Annotated in this window: 12 protein-coding genes; 1 reads left to right on the top strand and 11 read right to left on the bottom strand. The window is 69.3% G+C overall.

Going from position 1 to position 13,708, the window contains the following annotated elements; all coding sequences use genetic code 11:
* Positions 1-60: 60 nt before the first annotated feature.
* The 6 genes from AHOG_RS06910 to AHOG_RS06885 form a co-directional block, all read right to left on the bottom strand.
* Positions 61-1,581, bottom strand: a complete 1,521-nt coding sequence (locus AHOG_RS06910) for an aldehyde dehydrogenase family protein (RefSeq protein WP_093940606.1) — start codon at positions 1,579-1,581, stop codon at positions 61-63.
* Positions 1,582-1,699: 118 nt separating this feature from the next.
* Positions 1,700-2,719: a hypothetical protein gene (locus tag AHOG_RS06905; RefSeq protein ID WP_157736692.1), complete on the bottom strand. Its 1,020-nt coding sequence runs from the start codon at positions 2,717-2,719 to the stop codon at positions 1,700-1,702.
* Between the two features lie 85 nt (positions 2,720-2,804).
* The gene (locus tag AHOG_RS06900; protein ID WP_093940604.1) at positions 2,805-3,092 is read right to left on the bottom strand and encodes a hypothetical protein; all 288 of its coding nucleotides are present in this window, start codon (positions 3,090-3,092) and stop codon (positions 2,805-2,807) included.
* A 46-nt stretch (positions 3,093-3,138) separates the two neighbouring features.
* Positions 3,139-4,818 (bottom strand): sodium:solute symporter family protein, encoded by a 1,680-nt coding sequence (locus tag AHOG_RS06895; RefSeq protein ID WP_093940603.1) that lies wholly within the window; start codon positions 4,816-4,818, stop codon positions 3,139-3,141.
* A gap of 167 nt (positions 4,819-4,985) precedes the next feature.
* Complete coding sequence (gene nucS / locus AHOG_RS06890) at positions 4,986-5,645, bottom strand: endonuclease NucS (protein ID WP_093940602.1); 660 nt, start codon at positions 5,643-5,645, stop codon at positions 4,986-4,988.
* A 78-nt stretch (positions 5,646-5,723) separates the two neighbouring features.
* Positions 5,724-6,950, bottom strand: coding sequence for a S8 family peptidase (locus AHOG_RS06885; protein ID WP_169725822.1), 1,227 nt, complete (start codon positions 6,948-6,950; stop codon positions 5,724-5,726).
* 204 nt (positions 6,951-7,154) lie between these two features.
* Between AHOG_RS06885 and AHOG_RS06880 the strand changes: the two genes are divergently transcribed.
* Positions 7,155-7,691 (top strand): NUDIX domain-containing protein, encoded by a 537-nt coding sequence (locus AHOG_RS06880; RefSeq protein ID WP_093940600.1) that lies wholly within the window; start codon positions 7,155-7,157, stop codon positions 7,689-7,691.
* Positions 7,692-8,023: 332 nt separating this feature from the next.
* On the opposite strand, the gene ehuA is transcribed toward AHOG_RS06880, so the two are convergent.
* From ehuA to murA, 5 genes are all read right to left on the bottom strand, one after another.
* Positions 8,024-8,839 (bottom strand): ectoine/hydroxyectoine ABC transporter ATP-binding protein EhuA, encoded by an 816-nt coding sequence (gene ehuA / locus AHOG_RS06875; RefSeq protein ID WP_093944230.1) that lies wholly within the window; start codon positions 8,837-8,839, stop codon positions 8,024-8,026.
* A 32-nt stretch (positions 8,840-8,871) separates the two neighbouring features.
* Positions 8,872-9,537 (bottom strand): ectoine/hydroxyectoine ABC transporter permease subunit EhuD, encoded by a 666-nt coding sequence (ehuD, locus tag AHOG_RS06870; protein WP_093940599.1) that lies wholly within the window; start codon positions 9,535-9,537, stop codon positions 8,872-8,874.
* Positions 9,534-10,232, bottom strand: a complete 699-nt coding sequence (gene ehuC / locus AHOG_RS06865) for an ectoine/hydroxyectoine ABC transporter permease subunit EhuC (protein WP_184450908.1) — start codon at positions 10,230-10,232, stop codon at positions 9,534-9,536. The genes ehuD and ehuC overlap by 4 nt, the downstream gene beginning before the upstream one ends.
* An 18-nt stretch (positions 10,233-10,250) precedes the next feature.
* Positions 10,251-11,168: an ectoine/hydroxyectoine ABC transporter substrate-binding protein EhuB gene (gene ehuB, locus AHOG_RS06860; RefSeq protein ID WP_093940597.1), complete on the bottom strand. Its 918-nt coding sequence runs from the start codon at positions 11,166-11,168 to the stop codon at positions 10,251-10,253.
* 1,250 nt (positions 11,169-12,418) lie between these two features.
* Entirely contained in the window at positions 12,419-13,687 is a 1,269-nt protein-coding gene (murA, locus tag AHOG_RS06855) for a UDP-N-acetylglucosamine 1-carboxyvinyltransferase (protein WP_093940596.1), read from the bottom strand.
* Between the last annotated feature and the right edge of the window lie 21 nt (positions 13,688-13,708).

Raw genomic sequence — 13,708 nt, 5'->3', positions numbered from 1 at the left:
CGCCTGCGCGAGCCGCCGCCCGACGGCCGTGACACTCGAATTCGGGTGAAGTGCCAGGACTCAGCGACCGTAACGCATTCGGACCAGGCGCAACAGCCGACGGACGGTGCCCGACCTCCTGCCGAAGGTCAGGGCGTTGATCAGCGGCCTGCCTCGGCGTCTGGTCACCGACTTGACCCTGGCGAACTCCCGTAGCCCGTCCGCACCCCGCACCCGGCCGTGACCGGACGCCCCGACGCCGCCGAGCGGCAGGGCGGGCACGATGCCGATCGTCCCGGCGCTGTTCACCGCGATCGCGCCCGCACGCAGGCGCGCGGCGATCTCCTCACCGCGGCTCGTGGAGAACACCGAGGCGCCGAGGCCGAATCGGGAGGCATTGACCAGCCGGACCGCCGTGTCCAGGTCGGGCACCCGGTTGATCACCAGCATCGGCCCTCGGGTGGGTTCGGTGAGGACGCTGGAGTCCTCCGGCACGTCCAGCAGCACCACCGGTTCGACATAGGGCGGCCGCAGCGACTCCAGCCCGCCCACGAGGCAGCGCGCCCCCTGATCGATCGCCTCGGCGAGCTGTCCGCGGATCACCTCCACCTGCCCTGCCTGCTGCACGGGGCCCAAGTCGGCGCCGGGCTGGCCGCCCGGCCGGAGCCGTCGTGCCCGCTGCTCGACCAGATCGATGAACCGGTCCGCGACGTCGTCGAGGACGTACACCCGCTCCAGGCTGGTGCTGCTCTGACCCGCGTTGGACATCGCGCCCCAGACGGCGGACTCGGCCGCGGCGACGAGGTCGGCGTCGGAGTCGACCAGCATCGCGTCCTTGCCACCGCACTCGACCACGACCGGCGTCATCGTCCGCGCACAGTCGATCAGCACCTGACGGGCGGCGTCGGCCTTGCCGGTGAAGGAGATCTTGTCGACGCCCGCCGAACACAGGTCGGCTCCGGTCCTGCCGTCTCCCGTGATCACGGTGAGCACCGGGTGTTCCGGCACGAGTTCGCCGAACGCCTCGGCGAGCGCGATCGCCACGCCGGGCGTGAGTTCGCTGGGTTTGAGCACGACGGCGTTGCCCGCGGCCAGCGAGTCCACCACCGCCCCCATCGGGGCGAACGCGGGCCTGCTGGCCGATCCGATGACGCCCACCACCCCGACCGGCTGATACTCGACGGTCGAGGCGTGGTTGGTCATCAGCCGTCCGGTGGCCACCCGCCTGCGCCGTAGGACACCCTCGGCGTTCTCCGCCGCCCACCGCAGGTGTTCGAGCACCATGAGCAGTTCCAGCCGCGCGTCGTCCAACGGTTTCCCGGTCTCGGCACAGATGAGGGCGGCCAGTTGTTCGATCCGGCCGAACAAGGCGACCCGCCAGCGGTCCAGCCGGGCCCGTCGACCCGCGAAGCCCAGCTCATGCCACCAGCGGGCGGCCGGCTGCGCGTCGGCCACGACGGCGAACACCTCGGCGCGTGAGGCGAGCCGATGCCTGCCGACGACCTCGCCGGTACGCGGGTCGTAGGAGACGAACTCGTCCGTATCGTCCCCCGCCGGGGCGGCCGCCGAGTCGGCGGGCCGATCGGTGTGGCTCTGTCGCATCAGCGTCCTCCCACCGGGGCCGAAGTCGGATCTGGGCGAAGATTACGCCGCACGGCCGAGGAACCGCTCCGCCTGCCGAGGCGGACGGACGCGCGGCGCGCGGTCGGCGGTCCGGTGATCACGCGGGGATGCGAGTCTTGATCACTTCGGCGGCCTCGGTGGCCAGTGCGCAGGTGTCGACGCCCTCTTCCAGGATGTCGGCCATCGAGACGGTCACGACCTCGAACTCGGCGCCGTCGCCGAAGGGTCCGTGTGCCCAGGACACCTTGCACTCCGGGTAGACGTTGCCGTCCAGGACGCGGTAGGCGGTGGCGCCGGCCAGGTCGATCTCCTCGACGTCGGCGGCGTCGGCCGGGTCATAGGAGATGCGGAACCCGACCTGGAGCTCCACGCCGGTGCGCGACCACGTGCAGTCGTGCAGGCCGTAGGCGTGCTGCCGGTGTTCGTCGCCGATCCAACCGGCGACCTCGTCGGCCTCGGCCGTCTCGCAGGCATCGAGGCCCGCCAGCAGACCGGTGCCCTCGGCGTTGTGCGGCGGGTCCTCCCGGACGAGTTCCACCGCGTGCTCCGCGAACTCCCTGCCGGTGGCGCAGACGTCGTCGACCTTGGCGGTGAGCTGGATCGTCAGCGACTTCGCGTTCTCGCCGTCGGTGGTGATGACGCGAACGAAGCACATGCCGCCGCCGTCGCCGTCGACGGACTGGACATGGGTCTTGAGACCGGCGACCTCCTGGCTGGCCTGCTCCGCCTCGGAGAAGACCGAGTCGCCGAGCGTGTAGGTGAGGCCCACCGACTCGCCCTGCTGGTCGACGCCGTAGTAGCCGCAGCGGCTGTAGTCCGCGCGCATCGCCTCGGGGGTGTCACCGAACTGGGCGAACTCCGCCTCGTCCAGCAGCGCGCAGGGGTCGATCGGGCGCAGGGCCTCGGGCGTGAACGCCGCCTCTTGGGCCTGCGGCTCGCCGCCGCCCTGGTCGTCGCCGGTCCCCGGTGCGGAGGCGACGACGTTCTCGCGTTCCGCCGCGGGCACGGTGGTCCGTTCGAAGGTGACCTTGGCGAGATCGGTGCTGCCCGCACAGCCTGCCGACAGCAGCAGCACGGCCGGGATCAGGGCAAGTCGAAGACGGCGAAGACGGCGCACGGACAGCACGGTAGCGCCCGACATCGGTCAGTGAGGCCGCAACAGAACATCCCCACATCAGCCGTCACTCTACAGAGATAATTCGTCACGGATTGTCGTCATCGCCGTGGTCGATGAGCCGGGGGTCCACCACCACGGGACGCAACCGGGCCCAGAGTGCGAAGAGCGCGGCGGCCAGCAGCATCGCCAGACCTGCCCACAGGTTGATCGCGACGCCCGCCGCCTTCGCGAGGTCCTCCTCCGTCGTGAAACCGACGCCCAGCACGGTGAGCACCCCGCCGTAGACGATGAACAGCAGGGCCAGTATCCACCGGAGGTCGAACAGTCCGGCGCCCCGATGAACCTGTGCCGCCCGGGCGTGATGCGGGGCCATGGGCGTCCTCCTCACGATGAGTCGTCCGTTCGGCGGCTGCCGACGGTCAGCCGAAGATGACGTTCAGGATCACGACCGCCACGAGCGCTCCCCCGCCCAGCAACGCCGGAGAGCGATACCAGCCCGCGTCCCGCCCCGTCGTGGAGTGCGTGCGATCGGCCTTGGGCGTCAGACTCCAGACCAGGCCCGCCAGCTCCGATTCCGGCTTGGGCCTGGTGACCATCGTGACGGCGACGCTGACGACGATGTCGACGACGAACGCGGCGCCCGCACCGAGGAAGCTCGCGCCCTGCCCCGGCAGGTCCCACACCCCCGTCTCCGCCAGGACGGAGACCATGACGGCCGCCGCGGTGCCCGAGACGAGCCCGATCCAGCCCGCCGCCGGGGTCATCCGCTTCCAGAACATGGCCAGGATGAAGGTCGCGAACAATGGTGCGTTGAAGAAGGAGAAGAGCTGCTGGATGTAATCCATGATGTTGTTGTAGCCGGCCGCGATGAAGGCGGTTCCGATCGCGATGATCGTGCCGATCACGGTGGCGCGGCGACCGATCTTGAGATAATAGCCGTCCGGTCGATCACGGCGAACATACGTCTGCCAGAGATCATAGGTGAAGACCGTGTTGAAGGCGCTGATGTTGGCCGCCATGCCCGCCATGAATGCGGCGAGAAGCCCGGTGATCGCCACCCCGAGGATGCCGTTGGGCAACAGGTCGCGCATGAGGACCGACAGTGTGTCGTTATAGTCCAGATCGCTCTCGCCGCCCGCCTTCAACGCGGCGAGCTCCGGCGACAGCACGCCGGCCACCATGCCGGGGATCACGACCACGAAGGGAATGAACATCTTCGGATACGCGCCGATCAGCGGCGTGCGTCGAGCCGCCGACATGCTGGACGCCGACATGGCCCGCTGCACTTCGACGAAGTTGGTCGTCCAGTAACCGAAGGAGAGCACGAAACCCAGGCCGAACACGATTCCCAGGGTGCTCAGAAAGGAGCTGCCGAAGCCCGTCAGCTCGTTGCCCGGCCACGCGGCGAGCTGCTGCTGCCCGGCCTGCTCGGCGACGCGATCGGTGAGGCCCTGCCAGCCGCCGACCTGAATGAGACCGACGATGGTCAGCGGCAACAGGGCCGCGACGATCACGAAGAACTGCAAGACCTCGTTGTAGACGGCCGCCGAGAGCCCCCCGAGGGTGGTGTAGCTGAGCACCACGGCCGCCGCGACGACGACCGACACCCAGATGGGCCAGCCGAGCAGTACGTTGATCACGAGTGCCAGGGCGAAGAGATTCACGCCCGCGATCAGGACCTGCGCGGCGGCGAAGCTCAGCGCGTTGACCAGATGAGCGCCTCGGCCGAATCTGCGACGCAGATACTCGGGAACACTGCGCACCTTGGACCCGTAGTAGAAGGGCATCATGACGATGCCCAGGAACACCATCGCCGGAATGGCGCCGATCCAGTAGTAGTGCATCGTCGGCATGCCGTACTGGGCGCCGTTGGCCGACATTCCGATGATCTCGATCGCCCCGAGGTTCGCCGAGATGAACGCGAGCCCTGTCACCCACGCGGGTAGCGATCGACCGGAGAGGAAGAAGTCCAGACTGGTCGACACCGAGCGACGCGCGAGATAACCGATCAACAAGACCAGTACGAAATAGACGACGATCAAGGCGTAGTCGATCGGACCCGCATTCAGGCGCAGCGTCTCTTGCGCAAGGATCGCCACTACACGCCACCTCTCGACGCGGGAACACTCGGCGTGCCCGGAACGTCATACAGGGCTGTCTCGGGAAGACTAGCCCGGCGAGAGGGGTACCGCTCTGCCAGCGGACGCCGAGACCGGCTCGGGTGAAACCGGCCTGACGCGCGCGGGAGAGCCGACTCCGCGGCGGATCAGAAGAGGCGGAACTCGTCCGGCTCGATGCCGCGGAGGGCGTCGTAGTCCAGGACCACACAACGGATGCCCCGGTCCTCGGCCAACGTCCTGGCCTGCGGCCTAATCTGCTGCGCGGCGAAGATGCCCCGCACGGGGGCGAGCAGGGGGTCCCGATTGAGCAGTTCGAGATACCGGGTGAGCTGCTCGACACCGTCGATCTCGCCGCGCCGCTTGATCTCGACGGCCACCGAGGCCCCGCCCGCGTCGCGGCACATCAGGTCGACGGGGCCGATCGCCGTCGGGAACTCACGACGGACCAGCGTCCAGCCTTCGCCCAGGGTGGCGACGTGCTCCGCGAGCAGCTCTTGGAGGTGAGCCTCCACGCCGTCCTTGACCAGGCCCGGCTCGACACCCAGTTCATGGCTGCTGTCATGCAGCACCTCGTCGATGGTGATCACGACACGCTCACCCGCCTTGTTCTGCACGGTCCAGATGTCGGGGTCCTCGATCAGCCAGCAGGGCGGGCTCATCCAGTTGAGCGGTTTGTAGGCCCGGTCGTCGGAGTGCACCGACACCGACCCGTCGGCCTTGATCAACAACAGCCGATTGGCCATCGGAAGATGGGCGGTGAGCCTGCCGACGTAGTCGACCTGACAGCGAGCGATGACGAGACGCACGCGCCACAGCGTAGAGAAGCCGATCGTCCGTCGGCCGACGCCCCGCCCACGGCGACGACGCCGACCGACGTGTGCTGGTCAGTCGCCGGTGTAGAGCAGCAGATTCGGCGTGCCCTCGCCCGCCTCCGTGATGACGTCGACGGTGGCGTGAGCCAGGGTCGCCTCGGCGACCTCCGCGGGCGTCGCCTCCGGGGCGGACTCCAGGAAGAGGGCCACCGCGCCCGCGACGTGCGGCGAGGCCATCGACGTCCCGCTGATCACATCGATCGCGTCATCGGAGCCGATCCAGGCCGAGGTGATGTTCAGCCCGGGGGCGAACAGGTCGACGCACTCGCCGAGGTTGGAGAAGCTCGCCCGGACGTCGGCCTCGTCGGACGCCGCCACGGTCAGTGCGGCGGGCGTCCTCGCGGGCGAGGTGCCGCAGGCGTCCTGAGCGTCGTTGCCCGCCGCCACCACATAGGTGATGCCACTGGCGATCGACTCCTCGACGGCCTCGTCCAGCACGTCGGAGACGCCGCCGCCGAGACTCATGTTCGCCACCGAGGGCCCCTCGGCGTTCGCCGTGACCCACTCGATGCCCTGGAGGACTCCCTCGATGGTGCCCGAGCCGCCGCAGTCGAGGACCCGGACGCCGTGCACGGCGACCTCCTTGGCGACGCCGAACTCCGTGCCGCCGATCGTGCCCGCCACGTGGGTGCCGTGGCCGTTGCAGTCGACGCCGTCCTGACCGTCGCCCACCGAGTCGAAGGCCGCGACCGCCCGGCCGCCGAACTCGACGTGCGTCGGCTGGACGCCGGTGTCGATCACGTACGCGGCGACCCCGGCCGCCGTGTTGCCATAGGTGTAGGAGTCGTCGAGCGGCAGCTCGCGCTGGTCGATCCGATCGAGTCCCCACGTGGGGTCCTGCTGGGTGTCGTGGATGGAGACGCGCTGGTTCTGCTCGACGTAGGCGACCGCGGGGTCGGCCGCGAGCAGTCGGGCCGCCTCCGAGTCGAGTTCGACGGAGAAGCCGCGGACGGCATGCTCGAAGGTGTGGCGCAGCGTCCCGCCGTAGACCCCGATCAGCGATTCCACGGCGGTGTCCACCGACTCCGGCGCCACCGTCTCGGGCAGCACCACCAGGTAGCTGTCCTCGATCGCCGTCGGGGAGGCCGACGCGCGGATGTCGCCGGGCGCGGTCGCTCCGACTCCCTCGTCCGATGCTCGGGGACTCGCCGACTCGGCGCCTGCCCGCTGCGCCACCGTTCCCTCGTCCACAGCGGCGCCGTGCGCGCTCGCCGTGCCGATCACCAGCCCGACCGTCACCGCACTCAGGCAAGCGGCCCATCGCCTCCGTTCGTGGTGCACCATCCGCCGTCTCCTCTCGTCGAGCTGATCACTACGTCACTCCCCCTGCGTACCGGGTGCCGGAGACGACGACCAGCAACATCACGCCATGGCGACGAGCGATCACCCGCCCGTGGAGACACCGCCGTGGTTTCACCCGCCGGTGCGGCATCATCGGCGGGTATGGAGACAGTGAGTTCTCGCCAGGTGTACGCCAATCCGTGGCTGACGGTCCGAGAGGACGAGATTCGGCGGCAGGACGGCTCGGCGGGGATCTACGGGGTCGTGGACAAGCCGGACTACGCGCTGATCATCCCGATGGACGGGGACCGCCTGCACCTCGTCGAGCAGTTCCGCTATCCGCTGGGCCTGCGGCGCTGGGAGTTCCCGCAGGGCACCGCGCCGGACCGGGTCGCCGTGGAGCAGGCGGCCCTGGCCGAACGGGAGCTGCGGGAGGAGACGGGGCTGCGCGCGGGCAGCATGGTGGAGATCGGTCTGCTCGACGTGGCGCCCGGCTGCTGTAGTCAGCGCGGTCGGGTGTATCTGGCGACCGAGCTCACCGAGGGTGAGGCGGACCGAGAGCACGAGGAACAGGACATGCGGACCGGCTGGTTCACCAGGATCGAGTTCGAACGCATGATCGGCGAACAGGTGATCACCGACGCGCAGTCCATCGCGGCCTACTCGCTGCTGCTGCTCCACGAACGCCGCACGGCCTGACCCGGCGGCGACGGCGGCAGGCCTCGGCGAGCACCGTGCACCGCCGACCGGATCGGCACGTCGTCCCCCGCAGCGCGGACCCCGGCGGGCAGGCACCACCGTCGCCGATCACGGCCCGCTCGGGGCGGGCCGCTACGACGGACGCCCGAAGCGCGAGGGGCCGGGGTCGGCCGGGTGTCCGAGGCACGGCCGAGGCCGACACCGGCCGTCGACCTCTCGCGGCCCGCTTCTCTTGACCGACGCGCCGGGTCGACACAGCCCTGCCCGCACGACTCTGCACGGCCGGCCCGCGGACGACGTTCGGCGGCGGACCGGCTCCGGGCGGACGCGAGTCAGCTCTCGGCGAGCACCGACTGGAGGAAACGCTGGGTGCGCTCCTGCTTGGGCTCGTCGAAGATCTCGGCGGGCGGCGCGGCCTCGATGATCCGGCCCGCATCGAACATCAGCACGCGGTTCGAGACGTCCCTGGCGAACTTCATCGCGTGCGTCACGCACAGCATGGTGATGTCGCTGGACTTCGCGACGTCACGCAGCACGTCCAGCACCTCGGCGGCCAGCTCCGGGTCGAGCGCCGAGGTGACCTCGTCCAGCAGCAGGATGTCGGGGTCCATCGCCAGTGCGCGGGCGATGGCGACACGCTGCTGCTGCCCGCCGGAGAGCTGCGAGGGATACGCGGACACCCTGTCTCCCAGCCCGACCATGTCGAGCAGCTCCTTGGCGCGTTCCTCGGCCTCGTCCTTGGACTTGCCGAGGACGTGGATCGGGGCCTCGGTGACATTGCGCAGCACCCGCATGTTGGGAAACAGGTTGTACTGCTGGAACACCATGGTGATCCGGCCGCGCACCTTGCGGATGTGAGCCTCGCTCGCGGGCGCCAGCGAACCGTTCCGCTTCTCGTGGAAGAGATAGTCGTCGCCCACCCTGATGGTGCCGCTGTCGGGCTTGATCAGCGTCATCAGCATCCGCAGGATCGTCGTCTTGCCCGATCCGCTCGGTCCGATCAACGTGACCCGCTCGCCCGTCCCCACGGAGAACGAGAGGTCGTCGAGCACCACGTTCTTGCCGAAGCGCTTGCTGATGTCGTCGAAGCGGATGAAGTCGTCCTGCTTCGTGCCCGTCTCGGCCGCGGCACTGCTCGCCTCGGTCATCGGCTTGTTCCCCTTCTCAATCTTGTCGCCGGTCACGCGGCTCGGACCTGACCGAAGCGGCGTTCCAGGATCCTGGCGAGCCAGGACATGACGAGCGCGGTCACCAGGTAGAGGATCCCGGCCATGGTGATCGGCTCGGCGTAGAGGAACGTCTCGGAGCCGATCGCGCGGGCCACGGTCAGCATCTCGACCACGGTGATGGCGACGAGCGTCGGCGTGTCCTTGAACATGGCGATCACGTAGTTGGCCAGCGCGGGCATCGCCCTCGGCAGCGCCTGCGGCAGGATCACGCTGGTCCAGGTCCGGCGGGCGGGCAGGTTCAGCGCCCGCGCGGCCTCCCACTGTCCGACGGGCACGCCGTCGATGCCGGAGCGGTAGACCTCCGACACGTACGTCGCGTAGTGGACGCCGAGGCCGATCGCGGCGGTGACCAGGGTCGAGAAGCTGATGCCCACCTCGGGCAGCACGTAGAACAGGAAGAAGAGCTGCACCAGCAACGGGGTCGATCGAATGAACTCGATGACGATCGACGCGGGAACGCTGATCCACAGCTTGGAGCTGCGGCGCAGCAGCGCGAAGCCGAGGCCGAGGACGAGCGCGATCAGGTAGCCGAGCACCGTCGCCTGCAACGCGACGACGAGCCCGTCGAGCAGGTCCGGGACCGAATCCCAGAACACGTCCCAGTTCCATCCGCTCATGCCGTGGCCTCCGTCCTGCGGAAGATGCGGGCGATCATGCCGGGCGGAACCGTCCGGCCGAGGGATGCGGCGGCCCGTCGTTCCAGGAATCGCATCAACACGGTGAAGATCAAGGCGATGACTCCGTAGGCGACCAGCAGGCCGCCGAACACGCCCGCGGTGTTCTGCGTGGAGGCCCTGACCAGCTGGGCGCCGAAGGTCAGGTCGGAGAGATAGACGATCGACACCAGCGCGCTGGCCTTGAGCAGCTCGATCAGGTTGTTGCTGAAGGCGGGGATCATCGCGACGATCGCCTGCGGCAGCACGACCTTGCGCATCCGCTGCCAGGGGGTGAAGTTGAGGGCCGTGGCGGCCTCAAGCTGGCTCTGCGGGATGGCGCGGACCGCGCCGCGCACCACCTCGGCGCCGTAGGCCCCGATGTTCAGCGCCAGCGCGAGCACGCCCGCGAACAAGGGTGCCAGCTGGTAGCCGAACCTCGGCATCACGAAGATCAGCCAGAACAGCACGATCAGGGCGGACATCCCGCGGAAGGTCTCGGTGTAGAGAAAGCCCAGCGCGCGCAGGAACTTCTTCCTGCTCAACCTGGCGAGCCCGGCGGCGAACGCGAAGACGAGGCCGAGCAGGGCACCGAAGACCGTGAGCTGGAGGGTGACCACCAGCCCCTCGATCATGTATTGCCAGAGTCCCGGAGACAACGGGGCAACTCCTTCCGGTCAGGCCTGCGGCGCCTGGCACAGTTCTTCGGCGGTCAGGTCCGTCATCTCGTCCTCGGTGAAGCCGAAGGGCTCCACGATCGGCAGGAGCAGGCCCTCGCTCTTGAGGGTCGCCAGCTCGCTGTTGAAGGCCTCGACGATGTTCGCCTCTCCCAGTCGGAAGCCGAATCCGCCCGCGCCGTTCTGGTCGACGCCGTCGACCGTCGGGATGAAGGGCGGCTCGGAGAGTTCGAGGCCGGAGTCGGTCCTGCTCGCGAGCGCGGACCGCAGCGAGAGCGTGGAGAGCAGGAAGGCGTCGGCCCGCCCGGCGGCGACGCCGTCGAGCCCGGAGACCTGATCGGGGAAGACCACGATCTGATCGGAGGGCACGCCGACTCCGGTGGCGACCGACTCCTCCACTCCGCCGACGATCACGCCGAGCACGACGTCGGGGTCGGCCACGACGTCGTCCAGGGTGGTGAGGCCGAGCGGGTTGCCCTCCGGGACGAGGAAGGCATACGGCGCGTTGTAGTCGGGGTTCGTGAAGAGGATCTGTTCACAGCGGGCGGGGGTGATGTACATGCCCGCGGAGATCACGTCGAACAGCCCGGCGTTGAGGCCGGGAATCAGGGAACTGAAGTCGGCGAGCTTCGGCACGAAGCTGTCGACACCGAGCCGTCGGAAGATCTCCTTGCCCACTTCGGCGGCCTGCCCCGTCAAATCGCCCTCGGAATCGATGAAGGCGAAGGGGGTCTCGTTGGCGAATCCCATCCGGACGTTGCCGCGGTCGCGCAACTGATCCAGCAGATCACCGCCGTCGCCCGCCGTGGAGAGATCGATCGTGCTGCACCCGGCGACGCCGACGCCGAGCCCGACCGCCAGAAGGCCCCCGGTGGCGCCCCGGATGAAGTTTCGTCGGGTGACGTTCGCAGCTTGCACGGAAGGCCGCTCCCCCGCTCGGTGACAGGACGATGCGAGTCGTCACGCTGCGGCGACTCGGCGTGTCGAACGTAGGCGGAGCACCTGGTGCGGTCAAAGGTCGGCACTGACCGTAACGCATGGCGTTATACGAACGAGATAGGAAGTGGCGGCGGTCATTCGGCCATCGGATCAAGCTGCAAACTGTGGGTCACCAGCGATTTCACCCGTTTGCCTGACACGGCGGCCACTCTTGTGCTATATGGGTCACTATTGGGTCACGATCGGACGCGCCGCTGGCTGATCGAGGTGAGCCGGACGGATTCGACGGGCGCTCCGAGCAGTGTGCGAGCACGGCGGTTCACCAGCTGTAAAGGACTATTCACACCACCGAGAAAGATCGGTGGGAATACCGAGAGCCACCCGCCGTCGGGTGATTAGTCGACTACTGGGCGTTCGCACGGAGTAGGTCGTTCCCGCCCCCTCGAACTGGTGGAGAACGGTCATTTACCGAAACAGCCGCAGAACTCGGCGCACCGGCGGGATCGCCATCGCTCGATCGGATGACCGCCCGACAGGCGATCGACCCGGCGAAGCCGATGGCGCCGACCGCGGCGGCGTGTCGTGGCGCGGTTCGACGCCGGGAGCGCGGCGGCAAGGCAGGCCGCCGTCACGTCGGCGATCGAGCGATGCGGCACGCGCCTGGGACCGATCTCGGCCGCGGCATGGTGCGGAGTCGCCGCCGGACCGGAGGTCGTCGCCGGATGCGGAGCGACTCACCGGCGGCACGGCCCCGGCGCGCGGATCGGCGGGTGCGGCGCCGGGCGGTGTCCCGAGGCCGTTCCGGCGCACGTTCCGAGTGCGAGCGGCGCCCCGGGCGCCCACGGGGGTTCTGAACGGAGGCATGTCCGGCGCCCAGGCCGGCGGTGCCGTCCGGTTCCGCCACCGGAGCGACCCGCGGCACGCCTGACCCGACCACGGGACACCACCATGACCCGACCCCGATCCGCGCGGGCGCTCGACCACCACTCGCGCAGGAGTCGCCCAGCGCCGTCGACCAGCCGAAGGCGGCACCGGCGACCCGGTGGCCCAGCGCCGTCGACTCTGTGTACCGGCCGCATCACCTGCCCGACCGCGTACTGACGCCCGAGACGGCAGGCGCGTGACGCCCGGCCCCGTCTACACGGGGACCGGGCGCGATCGAGCGGCCTCGCGCCAGGGGCCGCATCCCTCACGCACGCCCGTCGGCGAGAAGTCGGATATTCCCGCGCTCAGCGCTCAGGCGGAGCCGACACCCGTTCCACCGAGGCGCCGAGCGCGACGAGATTCTCGACGAACCTCGGGTAGCCGCGGTCGATGTGGAAGACGTCCCAGACCTCGGTGACGCCGTCGGCGCACAACCCGGCCAGCACCAGGCCCGCGCCCGCGCGGATGTCCGAGGCCCATACCGGGGCGCTGGAGAGCCGCTCCACGCCCCGCACGACCGCGTGGTGACCGTCGGTCCGCGCGTCGGCGCCGAGCCGCACCATCTCCTCGACGAAGCGGAAGCGGGCCTCGAAGACGTTCTCCGTGATCATCGACGTGCCCTCGGACACCGCCGACAGCACGATGGCCATCGGCTGGAGATCGGTCGGGAAGCCGGGGTAGGGCAGGGTCACGAAGTCCACCGACTGCGGTCGGCCCGCCATGACCACGCGGAAGCCGTCGGTCCTGGTCGTCACCTCGGCACCCGCGGTGCGCAGCTTGTCCAGCACCAGTTCGAGGTGCTGCGGGTTCACCCCGTGCACGTCGACGTCGCCGCCGGTGGCGACGGCCGCGATGGCCCAGGTGGCGCCCACGATGCGGTCGCCGATGACCCGGTGCTCGGTGGGCTGCAACGCGCTGACGCCGTGCACCGTCAGCGTCGAGGTGCCCGCGCCCTCGATCTTGGCCCCCATCTGCTGGAGCATGAGGCAGAGGTCGACGATGTCGGGTTCCCTGGCGGCGTTGTCGATCACCGTCGTCCCGTCGGCCAGCACCGCGGCCATCAGGATGTTCTCGGTGGCGCCGACGCTGGGGAAGTCCAGCCAGATCTGCGCGCCGTGGAGGCCCTCGGCCTCGGCGACCACGCAGCCGTGCTCGATCTCGCTGGTGGCGCCGAGCTGCCGCAGCCCGTTCTGATGCATGTCGAGCGGCCGCGATCCGATCGCGTCACCACCCGGCAGCGCCACCACGGCCCGCCGACAACGGCCCACCAGCGGTCCCAGGACGCACACCGACGCCCGCAGCTTGCTCATCGAGGCGAAGTCCGCCCGATGGCTCGGCTCGGCGGGGGTGGTGATGGACACCGTGTCGCCCTCGATGGACACGTCGCAGCCCAGGCCCCGAAGCACGTCCGCCATCAGCGGGACGTCCAGGATCTCGGGACAGTTGGTGATGGTCGTGGTGCCCTCGGCCAACAGCGCCGCCGCCATCAACTTCAACACGCTGTTCTTGGCCCCGACGACGTCGACCCTGCCGACTAGCCGGGCACCGCCCCGGACCTGGAAGTGCTCGCTCACAGACAAGCAGGGTAGAGGTCG

The organism is Actinoalloteichus hoggarensis, from assembly GCF_002234535.1.
GTDB lineage: Bacteria > Actinomycetota > Actinomycetes > Mycobacteriales > Pseudonocardiaceae > Actinoalloteichus_A > Actinoalloteichus_A hoggarensis.
Note: the sequence above shows the minus strand (reverse complement) of the source record. Positions and strands in the feature narration are given on the sequence as shown.

Excerpts from the sequence above, each read along its gene's own strand:
- AHOG_RS06910 (WP_093940606.1), bottom strand. The coding sequence starts at position 1,581 with ATGCGACAGAGCCACACCGATCGGCCCGCCGACTCGGCGGCCGCCCCG.
- AHOG_RS06880 (WP_093940600.1), top strand. The coding sequence starts at position 7,155 with ATGGAGACAGTGAGTTCTCGCCAGGTGTACGCCAATCCGTGGCTGACG.
- ehuA (WP_093944230.1), bottom strand. The coding sequence starts at position 8,839 with ATGACCGAGGCGAGCAGTGCCGCGGCCGAGACGGGCACGAAGCAGGAC.
- AHOG_RS06900 (WP_093940604.1), bottom strand. The coding sequence starts at position 3,092 with ATGGCCCCGCATCACGCCCGGGCGGCACAGGTTCATCGGGGCGCCGGA.
- ehuD (WP_093940599.1), bottom strand. The coding sequence starts at position 9,537 with ATGAGCGGATGGAACTGGGACGTGTTCTGGGATTCGGTCCCGGACCTG.